The organism is Mycoplasma sp. OR1901, assembly GCF_013348745.1.
Lineage (GTDB): Bacteria > Bacillota_I > Bacilli_A > Mycoplasmatales > Metamycoplasmataceae > Mycoplasmopsis.
Window position 1 is genome coordinate 491,479 of record NZ_CP054666.1, and the last position, 23,841, is coordinate 515,319.

Here is a 23,841-nt window from a genome sequence, read left to right on the forward strand (position 1 = left end):
AGATCAAGTAATTTGATCTTTTTGCATTATTGTTATGTGTTTTGGTAATTTTTAACTTTTTCTATTATTTCGTCCATTTGGCTTAATATTAAATTTAAATCTTCAATATTTGAGTTTTTGTATTTAGAATCAAATGATTTTCATAATTGGTCAAATTTGGTTCTAAATTCAAGAGGTCGATAATTTTTATTTTCTTGATAGTTTTCTTGATAAATATAAGTTCCAACTTCTAAACGTTTTAACAATGCACTTTTGTATAAATCAAACTTGTTTATAGGTGTTTTAGTTGAATTTTCAATCTCTATAACAAATTTATTTCAACCTAAAATTGCTTGATGTTTTTTAGTTCTGTTTTTGATAATAAATAATTTGTTTTCATATGAATAAATATCATATTCTTGATTTTTATCAGTTATTGTTTGATTGAAGGTTTCAGTTAAATCTTTTACTTCACCATCGTTTAAATTTATCATATATAATTTGTGCTCATTTTTGCTTCTTAGATACTTATATACAAATGCTTTTTGTCCATTTACGAACACTTTCGGAGTAGATTCTAATTGATCGGGTTCAAAAATATTAGATGGTATTTTTTGGAGCAATAACCTTTCATTCTCATCTAAATTATTATGATCTTTTGATAATAATTTTATACTATCTTTATTATGAAATTCAGCACTAAAAAGACCTATTTTAGTATCTTCTAAATACTGACTACCATCATTAGTTAAGTAAGCACCAAAGAAATATCATTTATTCTTAAATCAGAAATAATTACTCTGTTTATGTATTTTTTCATTACTTGTTTGTTTTATTTCGGTATCTCATAAAATTGTTTTATCACCATAATCTTGTTGTGAAATTTCATTATTATAGAATAAATCATCTAAAGGTAATTGGTGTCAAATTTTATAACCTGCATAACTTAATTTATTTCATGAATTTTCATAATAAGCACTATCTAATTTGATTTTTAATAGGTATCCATGTCAAAACTTAACATTTAGAGTTCCAGAAGGTAGCTGATCACTTGTCATTGATTCACTATCTATAAATAAGGTGTCTAAATAATATCATTTAGGCTCAGAGTCTTGTTTAGTTTTTGTTTTGACTCATATAAATTGATGTGCGTTATTGTTAGATATTTTAGGGAATGACTGAATACCTAAAATATTTAACATTAGCGAACCAAGTCATGCATATTGTTGACAAACTGCCAAGAAATCTCTTCGCATAGTTTCTGATAATTGGTAATAAACAGCATCATCGTAAAATGATAATTTTTGTGCTACATAGTGAGCAATGACAAATATTTTTTCTTGTTCATCCATATTTTCGTCAATTAAAGCAAGTCCATCTTTAACAAAATTAAGCAATCTTGATTTAATATCGTTATCGTTTAAAATATCCATATCTATTTGAGATTTAGATTTTGTTATACTTAAAAGTTTGATAAATTCATCATCTATTCTTTGTGTTTGTTCGTTAAAGAATTTATTTTCGGTTGAAACACTTGCAGGAAAACCACCAAAGTGAGCATATGCGTGGTCAATTCAATCTTCTTTGGCTCATTTTAGAAGTGCTTTAGCCATGTTTCTTGAGTCAAAATTAAAATTAACTAAACTTAAGGTATTAAAATCAAAATTATCAATAAACTTGGTAAATAAATCTTTTAATTCGTTAATTTCGGCATCTTTATCACCTAATTGTGAGGTTCTTTGTTCAATAAATTGCTTTTCTCTTTTTAGATCATCTAATTCAAAAATATTATTTATATTATCAGAGTCATTTGGGTAAACCTTTTTAATTAACTCGTATTCACCGTTATATTTATCATCCTTATTAGCATTACGATCAATAATAGTATCACTTTGAGTTTTTGCTTCATAAATTGTAGAAATATCATCGCCAACATAATTGGTTAATGCTATGATTTTTTCATAATTTGGTTTATTTATACTAAAAGTAACGTTGTTTTCTTTGTCTAAAATAAAAATTACTGGTGTTACACTTGTGTGTCTTGTTAATCTATTTCAATAATAATTATCAGGGAAATAAACTTCAAATTGATCTGTATTTGTACCATTTAATACAGAAAAATTAATTATATTTCATTCTTGGTGTTTTTGTAATTTTTGGGCTAAATCAATATACTTTTGGTCATTTACAAACCCAAAAGTAACTACACTTATTTTATCTTTATTCACAAAGTTTTTAAAAGTTTTAGAGTTACCATTTTTATCTCTGAATAAAAATTCACTAGTATTTATTGCGTATGTTTTTGAAGATAAATTTCTATCTATATCTTTAATAGATTTATTAGATTTAATAATCTTATTTAATCTTTGTTCTAATGTTTGTAAAATGTTTTTAGATTCTTTAAGGTCTTCAAATTCATTGATATAGTTTTCTTCTAGAGCATCTAATTCATAATTTTGAGTATTATCAGAATTAGAATTGATGCTTTCATTTGGTTCTTTATTTTCCTTGTTTAAATTTTCTTTTTGACCTTCGTCGTTGTTGTTTTCGTCTAAATTATTTGTTTCATTTTGTGAATTATTTATATTATTATCATTTGTATTGTTTGGTGTTGTATTTTCACTTTGTGTTACATCGCTTTTTTGTTTTGAGTCATCTAAGTTTTCATTGTTTTTTAAAACATTATTATCCGGAATATCTTGTTTTATAATATCATTGTTTTTATCTAGTTTATCTAAAATTAAATTATCTTTTTCTTCCTGTGACGAATTGTTTCTAGATTCATTTTGATCATTTTTATTTATATTAATTTGATTTGAGTGTTGACTCTCCAATCCTTTTGGTTCACTTGAAATATTTAGTTGATTTTGCTTATTATCTTGTTCATTATTATTAGAACAAGATATAACACTTGTTAGTGGTATGAAACTAAGTGTTGATCCTATTATTAATGGTTTTATTTTTCTCATATTAAGCCTTTATATGTAAATTATTTATTGACCAATTATAGCACAACTATTTCTATATTAAATAAAAAAACCAAAGCATTGATCCGATGGTTGTTTAATGTCTAATTTCTAAACTAAAAACTATAAATGGTAGATAAATAATTCTTTTTTAATAAAAATAAATTTAATTATTATTTCAATTTTTACCTTCTTTGACACTATTAAAATCATTTTCACTCATGTTAGAAGGGAGTGTTGAATTTTCAAACGAAATATTATTTGAATCTGAGAAAGCACTTTCACCTATTTCAATTACTTTAGGAATATTAATACTTAATAAAGATCTGTTACTTGCAAATGCAAAATTACCAATATGAGTTACGTTAGGCATTTTAATTCTTGTTATTGATCTGTTCACTTCAAAAGCGGAGTCGGCAATTATAGTAATACTATCAGGTATTATGATGTAACCTTTTGCTTCAAAGCCATTTAAAATGATATTATCATTCAAAATGGCTAATTTATTTTCGTTTGAGTTTATTAAACTTTGTAAAAAACTTGTACCTCCAAAAGCGTATGAACCCACTTTTGTTAAATTTGGCATTTTGACATTATTTAATTTCATATTATTTGAAAAAGAATAATCTCCGATAGCGGTTACTTTAGGTGCATCTACAGTTACTAAAGCAGTTCTGTGAAATCCATTTGTGCCTATTTTAATTACGTTTGGAATACTAATTTTAGAAAGTGCATGTGCACCCTTAAACGCATCATTTCCAACTTCTATAACGCTAGGCATTTGAATACTTTTTAATGCATAATTATTAATAAAAGCACGTTCAGCAATTTTAGTTATAGTATTAGGTAAAATGATTTCGCCCCTTGCGTATTTACCATTCACTAGTATATTATTTATAATAGCTAATTTATTTTCGCTATAATTAATCAAACTATTAATAAATATTGTATTATCAAATGAACCTAAACCAATTTGATTTAATTTTGGTAAATCAAGTGTTTCTAATGAAACATCATTTGCAAATGCTAAGTCACCAATTTTTGTAACTAGCGGAATGTTAACATCTACTAAAGCACTATTATCTTTAAATGATTCATTACAAATTTCAATTGCTTTAGGTAAAATAATGCTTTTTAAGGTTTTGCTACCTTTAAATGCAGAATCAATAATTTTAACAATGTTAGGCATGTTTAAATTAACTATTTCTAAATTAGATGGTATTAATAAGTTATCTTCAAGCGTTCATTTAATCGAATTATTAATTAATTTGATTAACGAATAACCTTTTTCGCTCTTAATAAGTGAACCGTTATTTATGTAATTTTGAATATTATCTTTATCGATTATTAAATACTCTATTCCGTTTTCGATTTCTTTTTTATCCTTAATTTCGTTTACTTTTTCATTTTCTTCTTTTACTCCTTTTGGCTCATTATTAGAACAAGTCACTGTGCTTAGCATTGTAAAAGGTAATAATGCACCAACTAAAATTATTCATTTATTTTTTATCATATAACCGCCTTAAAAATGTTGTTAGGTTCATTATACATGTTTATGAGTTGTTTTTTTAAGTAAAAAATAACAATAAAAGGATTTTTATAAAAAAGTTCAGAAATAGTACTGTTTGTAGTGAATCCCAAAGTTATACCAAAAACAAACGAATAAAATATTTTAAATTTAAAACGAAATAAACAAAATAATTCAGTTTTATATCAATAAAAAAGAACTTACTAAGAATTTAAATCTTAAACAAAAAAAGATTAGATAACTTTAAGAAACTAGATTGTCTAGTTATTTATAAGGAGATAAAATATTGACAAAAAACTCATATCAATAAAATCAATATGAGTTTTATATTATTTAGATTATTTTTATATACAAATATTTCTTCTATAATCTTTTCTTATTATTTAATATCTATTTTTTTGTATTCTTCTTCTAAAGTACTTTTAGCATCTTTAAATAATTTTGATGAATCTTTATAATTGTAAGTAGTTAATAATTCTACAACTTTAGTTTCTACTTCTTGATATTTCAATGTTGCAGATTTTATAAATTCTCTTGCTTTTGGAAGTTCGATATTTTCTTTAGCTTTTTCTATTAAGTCTCTCAAAGTACTTGCAAATAGGTTGTTACTTTGTGAAAATTCTTCGTAATCTTTATCTCTTTTATTCTTAGCTTCTTCAAATTGTTTAAATTTAACTAAAGAATTATTAATTAATTCAATTAATTTAATTAAGTAATTATCGTCTGGAAACCTAGATTCTGAAGATTCAAGTTCAATTAAATGATTAATTAGATGTTCCTTTAAAATGTCAGAATATGACTTAGCCCCGCTTTTTGATTCAATTAATTCATTCGCTTGTTTCGCGAATTTTAATTTAATTTCCTTTAGAATTGTTTTTAATTCATCTTTTTTCATGTTTAATCCATTTTCTAAAGCAACAATTGCAGCTAAAACTTTGTCATAGCTCATGTTTTCTATATTTTGTGATTTGATTAATTTGTCAATTGTTGTATTAACTTCTTCGTATGTTTTTGTGCTTAATTCAAATTTTGTTTTTAATTCTTCAAAATTTGATAAGTCATCAGTTACTTTAAGCGAATTTAACTTTCTAACTGATTCATTGAATAATTCTGTAGCTAGTTGAATTGCTGAGCCTTTTATTATTTCAGCAATTTTAGCATCTTTATTAGAAATTGTATTATTTAAATTGCTAATTTCTGTGTTTTTACTTTCGATTGTTGTTTGCAAAACCTTTAGTTTAACGTTTTGTTCATTTAATTGTTTTTCTAATTCTGATTTCTGATTTTGTAATTTAACTAATGCTTCGCTTTCATTTTTTGATGCATTTTCAATATTTGAATTAGATTTTTGTTCATTTGTTGAACAAGATATTACCAATGATGGGGTTGCTATTAATGAACCTAATGGTAATAAAAATTTCATTTTTTTCATTCTTTTTCCCTTTTCATTATTTTAGTTGTGGAATTTTATTGTTATGATATATAATAAAATATTTATCTATAACATCGCAAAATTCTCTTAATGAATAAATTTATTCGCCAAATATTCTATCAAAAATTTAAAAAAGCAAAATTTTTTTAAGGATACAAAACATAGAAATATGAACAATCAGTACGAAATAAAAATAACTAGAATTTATATTTCAAAAAAGAAATAGAAATTCTAATGATTTAAATTTTTGGGAAATAATAGAAATGGATATTTGTGAATATTATTAAATTAATAAACAACAATTTCATATACATACAACAGTTGATGCTTTGACTTCTTTATTCTTTGCATTACATGCTGCAAAATAATAAATTAACACTGCCCATATAACATTAATCAAAAATATTCTTAACAGATAAGAAAAATCGCAATATATTTAGACTAACAAAAGAAGAATATTTTAATCGACTGATTTTACAGATTCTCCCTTAAAAAGAGCATTAAACGCAAAAGGAATAGAGTTAGTTTCTAGTAGTATTTCCATTTTAAAACTACATGTCGAGATAAATAATTACTCTCTTCAAGGATTCTTCCCATTACATATGCATTTAAAAAAATTAAAACAATTTATGTTTTTAATAAACATAAACAAGAATTGATAGATGAATACCATTCATGAAACAAGAAGCCTTTTAAACACAAGAAAATGTTTTTAAACTGATTAATTCAGAAAAAGGAGAAGGTAAACTTTTTTAGAAATTAAGAAAAAACTTACCAAGCAAATAATGACATCATGAGTTATTTGGAAGAAATTCTCGATGATATTAAAAAAATCACGGGCAGTGATTAATTTACATAACAAAAAAATTATACACATTTTTAAAATTATTTAAGTGATTTTTATACCAATTCAAGAGTGTAAGAGTTTGATATTTTTAATAAACAAAAAATTACCTTTAAAAAGTTAATTAAAGATAGATTTTTATCTCTTTTAACTAAATCAAAACATCATAATCTAATGAAATAATTAATTAATTTTTTAACAAAAATATGTAAATTTGTTTTACACTTTAGATAATCTCTTTACAAATATTAATATTTTATTTATAAAGTATTAAAAAATCGTCAAAACTGACGATTTGATTAGTTTTCTTCTACTATTGTTGCCATATCATTTTCTTTATTTAACACAGGTTTTACTTTAATTAAGAAAATAATTAAAGCAATAAAACCAACAATCGGAATAAAGAAACCTATAATGATTCCTATCTTAATATTGCTTAATTCAATAAACTTGTTACTAATTTTAACCACTTGTATGATTGAGATTATAAAGCTTATTACTGCTAATATACCTACAAGTGCTCATAAGAATGATGCATTAGTTGTGGCTGCGCTTATAATAAGAAATAACATTAATATCGGTCTTATTATTAATAAGTATAAGGCTAATTTTTTAGATGTTTTTAGGTTATCGAAATCATGTTTTTGATACTGAATATTTGTTTCCATTTTAATTCCTTTCTATTTATGTGCCTATTTAATATAATTAAAATAAACACATAAATGTTTAAAAGTTTAAACATATAGTTTAATGTGCTTATTATATAGGTTTTTTCTTAATACAATAGAGTTATTTTACAAATGATGTTATTTTATCAACTAAAAATTTATATTTATTATTATAAAAGTGATCTTAAGATAGTTAGATTTGTGTTTTTGATATAATTATAATTGTGAGGATATGAGTGAAATAAAATATCTTAATAATTAAAAATAACTTTAACTAATTATTAAGATATAAAAATTAACTTTTTAAAAATAAGTACTTTGATATTTTTTATCAAAGGATATTTTATTCACTAATAGCAACATTAAAGGGATAACATGCAAATAGTAAAAACAACCATAACTGATAAAATTTTAATAACAATTTTAACTTTAACAATTACTATTTTTAGTGCTTTTTCTATAGAAAGCGGAACAATGATTTGAGATTGAAATGTATCAATACTATCCAAAATTTTAGGAATTTTAGTTGCAACATCCGCAATTTTTGGGGTTATTGCTACTTGATGATTTTATACGAGGAAAAAACATGCATTTTTATTTGCAATTTTAAATGCATTATTATTTGCTATTTATTCACTATCATTGAATTTAGTAGCAGATTTTATTATATACATAGGATTATGTATACCAACTTTTATATATTTATGGTTTATAACAAAATATAAAAATAGAATTAAACAATATCGTTTTAATTGATTTACTTCAACTATTGTTGTTTTAATTTGAGTTATAAGTTTTATAATTTTATATTTTATAATTCCGCATTTAACCACTCTGTATGGTCACATAATAAAGTGACCATTGTCTTTTGGAGATAATTTTAACAACAAAATTTTAGGTAAAATTATTGCTATTTCAATAGATTCAACTTTATTAGTAGCAATAGTTATGATGATTTTAGGTATGAGATCATCATGAATAATTTGGCAAGTTAAAAATATTTTGTCAATTATATTCTTTGCCGGCATAGGTATTCTAAATTGAAGTGTTATAGTAATAAACATTTCTTTTTCAATTTTATCTTTATACATTTTTGTTAAAACTTTCACAAATAAAAAACAAATCATAGCAATTACAGGTCCAGGTTGTTCAGGTAAAAGCACATTATTGAATAACCCTAAAATACAGAAATTGTTGATTGATAATAATATTTTACTTAGAGATGAAAGAGAATATTTGGATAACGAAAACATTAATAATAACGCTTATATCAAGGCTTTATCTAATAATGGTAGTTATTTCGAAGCTGAAAAAATGTTTTTTGAAAGTCAAAAAAACATAATAATTGAAGCTAATTTAACTGATTCTAATCAATTGCTTGATCGTCATATGTCTGATAGTTTTTTACATGCTGACCTTTTAATTAGAGAAAATAAATTTACTCAACTTGAGAAAGAACATTGAATTAAGGAAAAATGAAAATATAAGTGATTCTTGATGAACAAACCTAAATTAGATTTATTAATTGTTATTAAAGCTCCGTGAGAAAATATTTATAAATGACGTAAATTAGCAACACAAGACATAGATAAAAAAAGAAGACAATTAGAATTTAATAATATAGACTTATTTGAAAAATTTCGACAAGAATATGAAACTAATGAAGAATGATTAAAAATAGCAAAAATGAGTTCTAAAAAAATAATTTTCCTTGATAATAATATTGATGGAGATAAAGGAAAAGAAAAATTAACCAATGAATTTAGTAAAATTATCAAACAACATTTAGTTTTAAATAAGTATTGTGCTATAAAAAATAAATTAAAGGAATTTACAGTAATAAAAAAATATTTTCATTTTTATTCTAATTAAAACAAAAAACAAAATTTACTACTTTTTGTTTTTGTTTTAATTACATAAAGTAAAAACTAACCTCTAAATGGATTTAATTTAGGGGTTAGTTTGTTTTATTTTGTAATTATTTTATTCATATTCGAACTCAACTTCGTTTCTCAAAACTACCATTTTAGCTTTTATAATTTTTTCGTTATCTTTTGCGTTTTTGATATCTAGATAGTTTTTAAATAAAAATTCTGATATTTTATTCATAACTAATTCATCGAGATTGTTAATTATACCACGAGCACCCATTAAGTGGTCTGCATTATTTTTAATTAACTCTGTTAGTTTATCGATTGAATCTTCAAAAGAAACGACTACATTATATTCATCTTCAACTTTTCTGAATAAGTTTTTTAATTTAGATTGTATTATTGTTTTGATAATTTCGTATTTGTATATGAAATTAAATGGAACAATATTTTTATCTCCTATACGATTCAATAGCTCTGGTCTATTCATATTTTCAATAAAATGTTTTTTAACTTCTTTAATAAATTGTTTTCTAACAGCAGGTTCATCTTTATAGTCCGCTGTTATTTCTCTAGTTCCTATGTTTGAGGTAAAAATAATAAATGTTTCAGAAAAATCAATTAATTCACCTTTAGAAGAGGTTAATCTACCATCTTCTAATATTTGCAAGAATTTATCTAAAATTTTTGGATGTGCTTTTTCAATTTCATCAAATAATAGTATAGAAAATGGATTTTCTTTAACTTTGTTAGTTAATTCGCCACCAGAATCATATCCAACATAACCAGGAGGAGCACCTATAAGTCTTTGGTCTGAATGTTCATGATTATATTCAGACATATCGAATCTAATTAATTTTTTCTCACTTCCAAAAACAAATTCTGCAAGGGTTTTTGAAATTTCAGTTTTACCGGTTCCTGTTGGACCAACAAAAAATAGTATTCCTTTTGGTTTGCTCATGGATTCACTATACATTAATCCGTTTAATCCTAAAAATGAGTTTGTTAAAACATTATGTATTTTTTCGATTGCATAATCTTGACCTTGAACTCTTTTTAAAAAGATGTTTTTTAAATTTTTAATTTTTTCATAATCGATTTTTTCTCATTCAGATTCTTTTTGGTTAAAAGTGGCTAAATTATATCTATTAACAAATGATTGTTTATTATCTTTAATTCTTGCTAATTGCAGTATTTCGATACATGTTAGCCCATCAGTTAATGCGACTGCTTTATTTAAAGTTGATCCTTTAATATTTAATTCCTTAGAATCTGTAGTTCTAAATTCTCTACTGTTATATTTGATTATATTTTTACGTTCTTCTATGTTTGGTTTTTTAATATTAACTTCAGCATATTCAATATTTTTGTTGTAAATATCTGTAATCAAATTGTGAGAATCTCTCATTATTAAGACTAATTTATCTTGGCCTTCTAATCTACCATAATCGCTTAAATAATTAAGTTTTTTATCATTGTCCAAAAATCTTGAGATTAAGTTTACTAAATTATCAAGGTAATTGTTTTGGTTATTTTGATTATTGAAAAAACTATCAGCAAAATTTATTACATAAATACCCGGGGTATGTGTACCATCTTCATCATCTTTGGTTTTTTCAATTATCTCAAGCATAAATCCATCTATATTGTCAATATTATCAATGGTACTATATTTATCACGTCCTTTTTGATCTAATAAGTTTAAAGCACCATAACCAGGAGTAAAATATTCTGCTCTTTGATACTTGTTTTTTATTGCAAATTGTTCCAAAATACCCTTTAAATCAACACTTACAAGATTATTTTCATCATCTGTATAAGTATATAAATCATTAACATTACCTACGATTGCAATAATATTTTTTTGAGATAGTTTAATATTTAAATATTCTAAAGATTTTTTCATTATTTACTATTCACTTTCATTTTTTGAACTTTTGATAATGGTCTAGCTCCTGAAACACCACGGGTAATAAGTTGTGAATTTTTAAAGTATCCATATTTTTTTAAGTCTTCTTCAACTGATTCAGATAAACTTCAACACATATGTCCTTCATAATCACCAATATCATAACTTACAGTTCCTTCTAAGTTTAAAGTTAGTGCAATAGTATTATTTTTTAAAAGAGGATTTTTAAATTTTGAAATAAATGAATATTTTGGTTTAAGTTTATTTTCTGAATCTGTTTGTACTATAAATTCAATACTTTTATGCTTGTATTTATACTTTTTGAAGATTTCTAAATAGGTTTTATTTTTCTTAAGAGCTTCATTGTATTGGTTAATAATTTCCTTTACATAAGGTGCATAATCTGATAATTCTTGGTAGTTATTAATGAACATAAATTCATTAAGTAATGACCCTTTTAATTTTTGATCTATATCTTGTTTTAAAACATAGTTTTTTAATTCTTCTTTTAAATATGAGTGTTTTTCATCATTTATTTTTTCTTGTTTTATGATTGCTAACATGTTTTTAAAATTATCGGGATTTAAGCTCATATTTTCATTTTGAAGTCTTTGTAAAACTATTTTAGATAAAAAACCATTTTCTAAAATTAAATCATTAACTTCACGAGTCTTTTCTTCTATTATTTGATCAAAAGAAACATCAATACTCATATTTTGAACTACTTTTAATAACCTACTCTTTTCAATATTATATTTTTCAATTACAGAATTATAATTTTCTCCATATTCTCCATTTAATTCACCTATTTCTTTAAGTTGGTTTTCAACAGAATTAATTTCACCCATAATTTTATCAATTCCATTTTTTACTAAATTTGAACTAGTAAAATTTTTCAATTGTTGTAAGTTATCTTTAATGTCTTGAATTTCTTTTTTCTCTGTTTCTATATTAATTTTAAACTGAATAAATGCAGCGTGACTCATTAGTTTCTGCCTCCTGATTTTGTTTCTTGTTTTTTAATAACTATTTTTAAATTTCTTGATGCTTCAATTACATTATTTTCGATATCTCTAATCTCATCTAGTGTAAGATTATTAATTTTATTCTTAAATTCTTTAGTTTCTGTATTATGACTAGCAGGATTCAATAATTCACTAATTATTTTTTTTATGTATTTTAGTTCATTAGTGTTTTCGTATTGAGAAAGTGTTTCTGATAAACTTTGGAATATTTTACCATCTAAACCTAATTCTTTTTCCAATTTAACTCTAATATCTCTTAAAAGCGATATTTTAAGTTCGAATATAGAGCCTTTTAATATTTCTTTGATATCTTTTATATTTTTTTCAAAAGATGTATAACCAATTATTTGACTTGTTTTAACCGGGTCAATTTTTATTGTTAAATTTTTATAAAACTTTATGTAATTATCTTCTAGAATATTGTTATTTTCATTATATTCTTGTTCATTAAATTGTTTATTCTCTAAACTAACTTTATATTTATAAATTTCATCTGATTTTGTATAAAATTCTTCAATATACTTTTCTATATCTCATTTTTTACCGAATAAATATTTATTCCCGTCATATTTAAAGTTTATTTTTTCATTTAATTTATTTCATTCGTTAAAACCGTTATCAACTAATAAATCGTATAAATTAGTTGAAAAAGCATTGAAATCTTTTGTTTTATACTCATTTGTTTTAGATAATATTTCTAATATATCTGTAGATTTAATGTACGGAATTTTATTAATCATATTTTTAGCATGACTGTAATCCAATTTATCAATTAGTGATAAGTTAGTCAAAAATCAATCATTAAAGTTAGGATTATCAATAATTTTATTCATATTTTGCATTAATAATTTAACTACGAATGAACTATATTTTCTATTTTCTAATGTTATATTTTTACTTGAACTAAATAGTTGATCAATATCGGCCGCTTCCTTAACAAACCCAATAACGTTATCTTTTAAATCATAAAAATTAATTTCGAACTCACTTAAATAAATGCAAAACATATTTTTATTACTGTCCACAAGTATTTTTTGACCAAATAATGACTCTAAATCTTTTTCTTCTTCAGATCATTTCTTTTTAGTTATTTCATTATTTAAGTTGACTGAAAAGTAATTTGTATTGCTAGTTTTTAATTCAAAACTATTTTTAAGACTTTCTATTTTTTCTGTGTTTAAAAGTTGTTTAATAAAATCTTTAATTTCAATAATAGGTTCAATATCTTCATCAACGTTTAAACCGCTTACTTTTTTTAGATATTTTCTTGTTGCTAATTCATTGGTGGTAATGCTATTTTCATCAATTGAAAAACTAAAAGCACTTTCGGATCAGAAAATATCGTTGATATTTATGAATTCATTTTTCGCTTTTTTGTTTAGTTTATAATCAACAAAAATTTTGTTTTCATTATAAGCATTATCTTCAAATTCAGTTTTTATTGAAGAGAGCAATGTAGAATCATAAGTATTATTATAAATACCATATTTATCTAAATAAATATAGCTTCCGTCATTTTTATTATCTAAATTAATTGAATTATTATCAATAATGTTTTCTTCTAAATTAATCAAATTTTTAACAAAAATTAAATTACGGTCAAGTGTTTTAGATTCTAAACTAATAAAATTATCTCTATCAAATTCTTTTTCAATAGTTGAGTGTATTATTCTACCATTAATTCCAAGTTGACTAATGTACATTTTTTTAATATCTTCAACACTTAAAGATATTGGTTTTGAAAAAAGAATAACTTTATTGTTGATCAATTCCACAAATTTTGCTAAAGCAAATTCTAAAAGTTTATCTTTTTTAATACCGGTAATATCACTTATAAAGTCAGTAATTGTGTAATTTATATATTTATCTAAATTATAAAGTAGATGAATTATAAAAAAATTTTGTAAATCATTTGATTTTTGCGACTTCTTAAAATGCGCTTCAAATAATACTTTTATTTTAGGTATTAAAAGATTGGTTTTAAATGTTTCCTTCATCGTTTGCCTCTCTATTCATCATTTGCATTTCTAAATGTATCTCCATCTTTTGAAATCTCAATATATTCTCTTAATATTTTTTTAGTTTTTGTTTTTATCTTATTAGCCATATTATCTCAAGCAGAAACATTAAAATCTAATTTTTCTAACTCATCAAAAGCTCCAACCATAATTAATGTGTCTTTTGCACGTGAAACAGCTACATTAATACGTTCTGCACTTTTGTAAAATTCATAATTTCTTCTATCAGGGTATTCAATTCTATCATCTCTTAACACACCTTTAGCTCTAACGAAATCTACTATTATAATTTCTTTTTCTCTACCTTGGAAGTTATCAACAGTATCAACTTTAACTTTATTAATAGCTTTTTGTTTGAATATATCTTTTTTATCACTTAAATATTTTTTAATCACTGAATTTTGTGATCTTGTCATAGAAATAATTCCGATTTTATCTAAGTCAAATTTTTCACTATAATTAGAATTGTTTAATACAATATTTTCAACTATACCTGCAATTATAAATGCGTTATATTCGTTTATAGTAGATTCTTTTGATTCGCTTTTATCTAATGTTCTAGTTTGATCAAAAGCTATATAATCATTTCTTCTGATAATTTCTCTTTGCATTTCACTAAAAAGGTGGTAATTGTAATTCATAAATTCCTGATTTATTTTACTTGTGTCCATAACAATAAATTCTTTATTAATTTTAATATTAGGATATTTATAATTGACTAAATATGAACTATTTTTATTAATTGGAGTAGTTAATTTTTCGTCAGAATCATAATTAACATTTACAACTTTTTGTATAGACTTATTGAAACGGTGTTGTTCAGTTAAAAAGGTGTAAAAATTTTGACTATTACTTACATCTGCTTTTAATTTTAGTGCATGAAATTTGAAAAATGGATATTTAAGTTCAGAAATTAACTCTCTAACACTTTCATCATCAGCAAATCAAGTTCTATCTAATCTTCTATTACTATTTTCTTGTAATTTTTTATTTCTTAATTCTTTAATGTCTTTAAATGCATCAAGAAGTTTATTTATTTCAATAGATTCAACTTGATCATCTGTTTTAGAACCTGTTTCAAAGTCTAAAACAGGTGGTAATTGTTTATAGTCACCTGCAAGTAATATTTTTTCAGAAAGCATACATGAATTTATGATTTCTAATGTACTACTTTTAGACACTTCATCCACAATCGTCATATAAATTGGATATTGTAAAAATAATTCTTTCACTGTTGCATTAGAGTCTTTGCGCGGATTAATTACCTGGTTTGCAGTTGTTGTTAGTCCAATTAAATTGATCAATTCATTTTCGTATATATAATCTGAAAATTCATCTTTAATTTTACTGTTATGTTCGTCTTCTCTAGCTTCAATTTTATCCTTAATTAATTGGAGTTTTTGGAATACTTTTTCATTAGTATCTTTTTGTTCATTAGTGTTTAAACTACTTAATACTATGTTATTATTTGATATTTCTTTATATAAATCTTTAATTCTTTTGTTTTCTAATAGTAAATCTAATAATTCGTCAACATTATTTTTTATTCGTTCAACTCTATTCCTATCAATTTCTGTTTTTATATCTTCAAATTTGTATATAACATCTTCTTTTATTAAATTGTATTCGTTTTCAAATACATTTAACAATTCGGTAAAATCTTCAATAGTTCACTTATTGAATTCATCTATAAATTCATTTAGTGACATATTTTTAGAATTCTTCTTAAGAGAATCAATAAAAGCAATCATTTTTTTATTAATTTCAAAATGTTTTTTTAATTTTCTACCGTCAATTATTTTAAATTTATCTATTATTTTTCCTAAAATATCATTTTTATTTTTCTTTAACGTTGAGTTAATTATTGCTAATGAAAAGTTATAGAAAGCATGATCTAAATCATAAATATTCGACTCATCTTCTTCGATTTCTTGTTCTTTGATTTTATCAATTTTGTCATTGAATTTTCTCTTTTTATTTAATTTTTTTCTAATTGTTTTATACATAATAAAGTTAGGATCATCTTCAGTAATAGATTTAATTCTATCAAAAGCATTCAATATTGCTTCATGAGTTGAAGACATAAGCAATACATTTTGTTCTTTATTATTAATAATATGATGAATTAAGGCACTAATTGTTTGTGTTTTACCAGTGCCAGGAGGACCTTGAAGATATGAAATACAAGGAGTTAAAATAGCTTTTTTTACGGCTAGTTCTTGCTTTTTATTCAATTTAATATCAGGGTGCATGTTTAAATCATAATTATTTATTAACGACTGACTTACTTTGAAAAAATCGGGATCTTCAATGGATTTAGCTAAAAGTGGATTTTTGTATTCTCCGGATTTAAAGTTTTTTAATGAATTATAAAATCTTTTATGTTTGCTAAACATACCGTAATCTTCATCAGAAAGAACGAAATCACTATTTTTGTCAAATTTTCTTGAAAATTGTAGCAATTCATTAATTTCAACATCTGTATCATATATTTTTTTAACATCTATAGCTCTTAAATTTCCTAATTTTGCATTATCAAACTTAAATGTGTAATATAGATATTTTTCACTTTCGTTTTTAATTGTTGAATTAATGGAATCAATTTCTTTTCCTAGTTTCGCTATTTCATTTTTTGATGTTTCGTTTTCTTTTTTATATATATTAAAAGTTGTTTCTAATTTATTTAATATATCTTTTTCTTTATTTAAAGTATCTTTAGAGTTTTTAACTAAATCATTATAACTGATAATTTCTTTATCTAATAACTTAATTTCTTGATTTATAATAATCTTTATTGAGTTATTTTTAGTTATTTTTTCTTCCAAAGAATTATTTTTTTCTTCTAAAATAGCTATATTTCTTTCATAATTATCTTCATCTTCTTTTTTTGAACCTTTTTTAGGTTTTATTTTATTTATTTGTTCATTATTATTTCTAATTTCTTTATTTAATTTTTCAATTTCACGACCAATATCTAATATTTCTGATTTTAACTTTTGAAAATCATCTTTTTTAGTATTTAAAATATTTTCATTATAATCGAGTGCTCTTTTTTGTTCATTAACCTTATTTTTTGAATTTTCAATTTCTGAGACTTTATATGAGTTTAAAAATTCTTGTTCATTATATTCAATTTTGCTTTTAAGATCAGCAATTTCTTTTTGGTTAGAAGAAATTTTAGAGTTTAATAATTCAACATATTTATACTCTTCAAATTTTATGTTTTGTCTATTTATTGATACTTTTTCATCACTATCATTGATGTTATAAAAATAAATGTATCTCTTTTCGTTTTCAACAATATTTATAAAATCCTTATTAAATTCTCTTTTTGTAATTCTGAAAATAAATTCAGTTCTTTTATCACCACTTCTTTGTGTTCTAAGAACAACAGGAAATATATTTTGATTTTTTCTATCATTTCCCTTGCTATATTTAGGTTTTTGATCATTAATATAATCTTTATAAAAATCTAGTGTTCTACCTAATTTAATCATACCATTATCTTTTTTCATATCTGTTTTCATTATAAAAACATCTTTAGTAACATCAAATAAAATGTTTTTTATAATGCTGGTATTGATATTTGTAGATTTAGGTGTCTGGCTAGTATAAAAATTTAATTTAAAACTATTTACATAATTAGTATATTTAGATAAAATTTCTTCTTCTAAATTATTAAGTATTGCAATTCTATCCAATTCAAAGTAGTCGCCATTTGATTCGTTAAAATTTGTCTTTATATTTATTGCAATATTATTCTGATTTTTAAATATTTGAGTTTCATTTGATAAAAAAATTATAAAATTTAACGATGAAACTCTCATCGGACTAGTAGTTTTAGCAAATAAATCATTATTTGTTATATAAAGTGATTTAATTGAATTTTGTATACTACTAAAAAATTCATTTATATCCATGTTTTTGTTAATTAAATTATTAGATTTTAATAATTTTTTTAAGTGGTCATTAACTGTAAAATCTTGTTTTCTGTTTTTAAATGTTTCTGCTTGTTTAGCATCTCCAATGTTCATTACTTTATTTTTATTAATTTTTATGTTCAAATCCATATCTTTTTTATTTTTTATACTCCATTAAGTTTTTTATATCATTTCTACTAATTTATATTATTTATAACTATAATATTAGTTTATCACAAAAAAAAAAAAAAACGGTAGGTAAACCCAAAAAAGCTCCTATAGCTATATAAAAAGTAAAAATTTCAGTTGTTTTGATCAATTTTAGCTAAATTTAGAGATGTTTAAAAGTAAATAGAATTCAAATTTAAAAATCCAAAAAAATTGTGCAATTTTACTTTTAAGAAAAATAATTTTTTATATAATATAAAAATATGAAAAGCAAGGAACTTTTAATACAAATTTTAAGAATAAAAGACATTCTTAACACCTTTAATGATATTGAATATCCTTCTAAATCTTACAGTGTCGAAGAATACTGTGAGAATCTTTTTGATACCGTCTCCCTGTTGTTTAAGTTAGCATTTTAAAACAATACGAAAGGAGACATTATATGACACAAAATGCAAAAAATAACTTACCTATTATTGAATTAAAAGAAGTTGTTAAAGAATTTTCTGATAAAACTGTTTTACATAACGTTAACTTAAAAGTTAATCGTGGTGAATTTGTTACTTTATTAGGTCCATCAGGATCTGGTAAAACTACTATTTTAAGACTACTTGGTGGTTTTGAGTGAACTACTCGTGGTGAAATTCAATTTAATGGTTATGATATAAAAGATTTATCACCTCACAAAAGAAATGTATCAACTATATTTCAAGATTACGCTTTATTCCCACATTTAAATGTTGAGGGTAATATTGCGTTCGGGTTAAAACTTAAACGTGTTCCACGTGAACAAATCAATCAAAATAAAATTGATAATTTAGAAACGAAATTAGCTCAATGAACTAAAAAAGCTAATTCAAAAATGAAACAAATTGAAATTCAGTTAGAACAATATACTGAAGAATTAAAGAATCTTAAAAAAGGTACATATCAATACAATAAACGTCAAAATTGAATCGATGATTCAGATTTTAAATACTCATATTGAGAAAACTACGTTAATTTAAAGAAACAAGCGTACGAAGATCGTCATTTTAAACGTAAAATGACTAATGCTGAAATGAACGAAAAAATCAGCAAAATTATTGATATTGTGGGACTAAAAGGAAATGAAACTAAAGCTATTTCACAATTATCTGGTGGTATGAAACAAAGGGTCGCACTAGCTAGAAGTTTAGTTATTGAACCTGAAATTTTATTACTTGATGAACCGCTTAGTGCTTTAGATGCTAAAATAAGACAAAAAATGCAAGTTTTATTAAGAAGTGTTCAACAAAGTTTAGGTTTAACATTTATTTTTGTTACACACGATCAAGACGAAGCGTTAGAATTATCTGACCGTATCGCAGTTATGCGTGATGGAGTTATTGAACAATACGATACACCTAAAAATATTTATGACTTCCCTAAAAACATATGAGTCGCTAAATTCATTGGTGATTCAAACGTTTTTGACGCAACGTTCGAATCAAACGGAAATATAAAATTACTTGGTAAAAGCTTTAAAACAATTCACGAAAAAAGTGAATTTAATACTAAAGAAGTTTTAGATGCTTTAATCAGACCTGAAGATATTGACATTATCTCAGAACCAAAAAATACTGATGGCAAAATTAAAGGTACTGTTACTGAAATATCATACCGTGGAAGCTACTATTACTTAAAAATAGAAACAGAAGATGAAGATGTTATTTATGTTGAAACAGCTAAGAAATTTGAATTAGAAGAAGTAGTTTACTTAAGTTGAACTATAGATTCTGTTCACTTAATGAAAAAAGACTCTAAGTGAGATTATTCACAAAATGATTTCCAAAATTAAACAATTATTTAGTTTCGATAAAAAAACAGCTTTATTTATCCCTTATTTAATAATTGCGATACTACTAATTTTACTACCAATCATCATGATTGTAGTAAATGCATTTGCGGTTCATGGATCTAATTTTGATTCATTTGTATTAATCAAAGATGTTAATACTTGAAGAATTATAGGTAGATCATTATGAATTGGTCTAGTATCTGCAATCTTATGTTTAATAATAGGTTTTCCATACGCATACTTTATTTCATCATCACAATCTAAAATTTTTAGAATTTTCGCTTTAAGCTTAATGATAAGCCCAATGGCAATATTCACTATTTCAAGAATTTACTCAATGAAAGTTTTAGCACTAGCAGTAGTTTCAAATTCTAAAAGTTTAAATAGTGAATTATTCATGATTTTTGGACTTACAAGTTTAAATTTACCATTAATGATTATGCCTTTATATACAGTATTTAAAGACATGCCACGTAATATCATTGAAGCAAGTAATGATTTAGGTAATAATAGTTTTCAAACAATCTTTAAAGTTATTATCCCTTATGGAACAAAAGCGATTTTAAGTGGTTTAGCAATGATATTTTTAGCAAGTGCTACAACATTTATTATTAGTTCCAAATTACTAACTGATGGATCGCAACTACAAACAATAGGTGAACTTATTAATAGTAAAATAAATCCAGGTAATAAATACGATTTAAGCACAGGATCAGCATTAGTTATTGTTGTTTCTGCCATATTTATGGGTATTTTCAGTTTATTCTTAATTTTACCAAGAGTAATATTCTACTTCAAGAGAGGTGCTCATTATGAATAAAGTGTCAACATTTTTTAAACGTAGTTACGTTTACTTCATTTTATTAGTAATTTATGTTCCGCTTGTTTTTGGAGTTATATTCAGTTTTAACGTTCCAACCAAAAAAGGTGAAGCTAACCCAAGTTGAATTAAAGGTACTTTCGATAACTGAGTAACTGTATTAGATTCAGGACGTGATTTAGCACTATTAAACACAATATTACTAGCAGTAATAGTAAGCTTTTTAGTAGCTACAATTAGTATTATTACTTCATACGCCATGTATCGTCAAAAAAATAAATTAGTTAAAACTACTTTAACTTCAACTTCAAATATTCCACTTATTAATCCAGATAACATTACAGCAATTGGTTTAGTTTTAGTTTTTACAGCTTTCTTTGGTATAGTTCAAGTAGATAACGAAGGATTCTTTAGAGTTATAGTAGGTCACACAATTATGGCTCTACCTTATGGTATTTCTTTAACATTACCACGTAGTGAAAAATTTAACAACAACTTATTTGAAGCTGCACAAGATTTAGGGTACTCAAAAGTAAAAGCATGATTAAAAACATATTTAATCTACATGATTCCTTCTATTATTTCTGTTGTTTTAGTTAGTTCTGTTTTAAGTTTTGATGATTTCATCATTGCAAGAACTACATCAAACACATCTACAATTGCAACAAAATTATATGAAGGTGCTTTCAGACCTTGAGCACTTGTTTTAGGAGCTATAGTACTATTTACTACTATTATTGGGAATTTAGTATATGCAAGCTACAAATTGAAGAAAAAATAGAAAAATTAAATTAGCTTCATTAGCTATAGCTTCATTAGCAGGAATCGCAGCTTTAGCTACAACAATCGCTGTCAAAAAACAAAACGAATTTAAACCAAGTTTTTTCAATTATAAATCATATATGTCACAAGACAATATTGATATATTACGTAAGTCATTTGATTATAAGGAATTTGATGAAATTAACCAATTTAGTAATGCTTTAATTAACAATAAAGCGGCTGCGGGTATTGGTTCAGATTTCATAGTTGCTTCTTTAATAAAAAACAAACTTATTTCAAAATTAAATTATTCTATTATTTTTAATGATTCAACTTTAGAACCAATGGTTGACTATGATTCGTTAAAAACTCAATTTAAAAATAACCCATCAGATCAATTAAAAGAAAAGCTAAATAAAGCCAAAAAAGCTCGTGATTTAGCTAAAAAATACGTTCAATTATCTTTACGCAAAGAAATATGAGAACATTTACAAAGTTATAAATTAGATAACGAAGACGAATTGTGAGAATACTTTTATCCATATTATTCTCAAGATATGGTAGTTTCATACAATACAAGTAAAGTTGCAGTGCCTGAAGAATATGCAAACAGTTTAGGTGCATTCAACTTTAAAAAATACTATAAAGAAAACGAAGATAAAGCACTTATAAAAAACCCAAATGCTTTGGTTAATATTTTAAAAGCATTATCAAGCGCAAATTACAACAACTGAGTTATTACTGATTCAGTACGTGATAATATGCTTTATGCATCAGCGTATTGACCATTACCAGAAGGTAGAACTGATCAAAAGTTCACTGGTAGTGTTGAAGAAAATGACGAATCAGAAAACGAAACATATAAAATTTTAATTAATTCATTTGTTGATTTAATTAAAGATGGAACCGGATATGATATAAGAGATTCAAAACACATTTCCTTAAAAGGTGATGGTTTAGAAATTGTTAATGATTTAACAAATCCAAAAAATGATAAAGGTTCAATTAACGCTTCAATTATGTATAACGGAGACGCTATTGATGCTTATTATAGTGAAGATAACTATGATAATGCCAAAGATGGTTCAGTTTTAGCTTATAGACCAAGTGATAACATATTACTAGTAGATGGTTTAGTAATTTCTTCTAAATTAGATAGAAAAACAAAAGACCAATATACTCAAACAATTTCAAATAGTTCATACTCACAAACACCACAAATTATTTTAGAATATAAAGAGTTAGTTAAACAAAATTTAGTGCCTACATTCGATGAATTAAATGATTCAAATATAACTAACATTCAACATTTAATAACCGAACTAAATACATGAAAAATATGAAAAGATATAAAACAAAAAGAATTAAGTGAATTAAATTTAGAAGAAGAGTCTATCACTAATTTCATTGAATATTATTCAAATTTAGTTAATTTATCAGATAATAAAAATTCAGAACTATATAAAGAATTTTACGATTTAAGAGCAAATGACGACGAAGAAGATGAAGATTTTGATAAAAAAGTAAATTACTACCCTTCAATAATTCAAAATGATTTATCTAAAAACAATACATCATTTTTAGATAAAATAGTTTCATTGATTAATTTAGAAGACCAAGAGTTAGAAGATAAAATCAATGAATTAAAAGAAAATTTAACAGCAATAGAAAAAGTAATTGCAGAAATTTTATTTTCAGGCGAAGAAAGTACTTTTAGTGCTCTAGTTGAATATATTAAAGATAATGAAGTACAAGAAAATGATTATAAAGAGTTAATCACTAAAGTGATTGCTCAATCAATTGCTTTTATTGATATTTCAAACGATGATTACATTGAAGATTATAAAAATCTAACAAATTTCAACTTTATAAACTATGTACCTACTCAAATAACTGATTATGAAGTAGTTTATAGAAATTATTTCTCAGATAAAGTTGAAGGACAAGATAAAAACGTAATAGATATTTACAAAATAGAAAATAACAAAAACGTAAGACATAAAGCGCTTCAACCTATTTCAGATTCTTTATTAAGTAAAATTACAACATATTATTTCGCAAAAACAAAATCATAATAAAAAAATGACGCTTTTAACATTGAAGCGTCATTTT

The 23,841-nt window shown here is 24.1% G+C and carries 13 protein-coding genes; 5 read left to right on the forward strand and 8 right to left on the reverse strand.

The window, feature by feature from the left end:
• Positions 1–32: 32 nt before the first annotated feature.
• The 4 genes from HTZ87_RS01640 to HTZ87_RS01655 all read right to left on the reverse strand — a co-directional run bounded on the left by HTZ87_RS01640 (position 33) and on the right by HTZ87_RS01655 (position 7,417).
• Positions 33–2,948 carry a hypothetical protein gene (locus HTZ87_RS01640; RefSeq protein WP_174892828.1) on the reverse strand — a complete coding sequence of 972 codons (2,916 nt, stop codon included), beginning with the start codon at positions 2,946–2,948 and terminating at the stop codon, positions 33–35.
• Between the two features lie 163 nt (positions 2,949–3,111).
• The gene (locus HTZ87_RS01645; protein WP_174892829.1) at positions 3,112–4,458 is read right to left on the reverse strand and encodes a leucine-rich repeat protein; all 1,347 of its coding nucleotides are present in this window, start codon (positions 4,456–4,458) and stop codon (positions 3,112–3,114) included.
• 394 nt (positions 4,459–4,852) lie between these two features.
• Positions 4,853–5,905 (reverse strand): hypothetical protein, encoded by a 1,053-nt coding sequence (locus tag HTZ87_RS01650; protein WP_174892830.1) that lies wholly within the window; start codon positions 5,903–5,905, stop codon positions 4,853–4,855.
• A 1,143-nt stretch (positions 5,906–7,048) separates the two neighbouring features.
• Positions 7,049–7,417: a hypothetical protein gene (locus tag HTZ87_RS01655; protein ID WP_174892831.1), complete on the reverse strand. Its 369-nt coding sequence runs from the start codon at positions 7,415–7,417 to the stop codon at positions 7,049–7,051.
• A 375-nt stretch (positions 7,418–7,792) separates the two neighbouring features.
• Here HTZ87_RS01655 and HTZ87_RS01660 point away from each other — a divergent pair, with 375 nt between their 5' ends.
• Entirely contained in the window at positions 7,793–9,289 is a 1,497-nt protein-coding gene (locus tag HTZ87_RS01660; RefSeq protein WP_174892832.1) for a nicotinamide mononucleotide transporter, read from the forward strand.
• A gap of 111 nt (positions 9,290–9,400) precedes the next feature.
• Here the strand turns inward: HTZ87_RS01660 and HTZ87_RS03530 are convergent, their stop codons facing one another.
• Genes HTZ87_RS03530 through HTZ87_RS01680 form a run of 4 tightly spaced genes read right to left on the reverse strand, consistent with a single transcriptional unit; the run spans position 9,401 to position 18,310 of the window.
• Positions 9,401–11,194 (reverse strand): AAA family ATPase, encoded by a 1,794-nt coding sequence (locus HTZ87_RS03530; RefSeq protein WP_174892833.1) that lies wholly within the window; start codon positions 11,192–11,194, stop codon positions 9,401–9,403.
• Positions 11,194–12,183: a hypothetical protein gene (locus HTZ87_RS01670; RefSeq protein WP_174892834.1), complete on the reverse strand. Its 990-nt coding sequence runs from the start codon at positions 12,181–12,183 to the stop codon at positions 11,194–11,196. Before HTZ87_RS01670 ends, HTZ87_RS03530 begins: the two co-directional genes overlap by 1 nt.
• Complete coding sequence (locus HTZ87_RS01675) at positions 12,183–14,219, reverse strand: hypothetical protein (RefSeq protein WP_174892835.1); 2,037 nt, start codon at positions 14,217–14,219, stop codon at positions 12,183–12,185. The genes HTZ87_RS01670 and HTZ87_RS01675 overlap by 1 nt, the downstream gene beginning before the upstream one ends.
• Before the next feature lie 11 nt (positions 14,220–14,230).
• A complete protein-coding gene (locus HTZ87_RS01680) occupies positions 14,231–18,310 on the reverse strand; it encodes an AAA domain-containing protein (protein WP_174892836.1) in 4,080 nt (1,359 codons plus the stop codon).
• A 460-nt stretch (positions 18,311–18,770) separates the two neighbouring features.
• On the opposite strand from HTZ87_RS01680, the gene HTZ87_RS01685 reads away from it, so the two are divergent.
• The 4 genes from HTZ87_RS01685 to HTZ87_RS01700 are packed head-to-tail and all read left to right on the forward strand — an operon-like array spanning position 18,771 to position 23,804.
• The gene (locus tag HTZ87_RS01685; protein ID WP_174892837.1) at positions 18,771–20,147 is read left to right on the forward strand and encodes an ABC transporter ATP-binding protein; all 1,377 of its coding nucleotides are present in this window, start codon (positions 18,771–18,773) and stop codon (positions 20,145–20,147) included.
• Positions 20,131–20,967 carry an ABC transporter permease gene (locus HTZ87_RS01690; RefSeq protein ID WP_174892838.1) on the forward strand — a complete coding sequence of 279 codons (837 nt, stop codon included), beginning with the start codon at positions 20,131–20,133 and terminating at the stop codon, positions 20,965–20,967. The genes HTZ87_RS01685 and HTZ87_RS01690 overlap by 17 nt, the downstream gene beginning before the upstream one ends.
• Complete coding sequence (locus tag HTZ87_RS01695; protein ID WP_174892839.1) at positions 20,960–21,748, forward strand: ABC transporter permease; 789 nt, start codon at positions 20,960–20,962, stop codon at positions 21,746–21,748. The genes HTZ87_RS01690 and HTZ87_RS01695 overlap by 8 nt, the downstream gene beginning before the upstream one ends.
• A complete protein-coding gene (locus HTZ87_RS01700) occupies positions 21,720–23,804 on the forward strand; it encodes a hypothetical protein (RefSeq protein WP_174892840.1) in 2,085 nt (694 codons plus the stop codon). The genes HTZ87_RS01695 and HTZ87_RS01700 overlap by 29 nt, the downstream gene beginning before the upstream one ends.
• Positions 23,805–23,841: the final 37 nt, after the last annotated feature.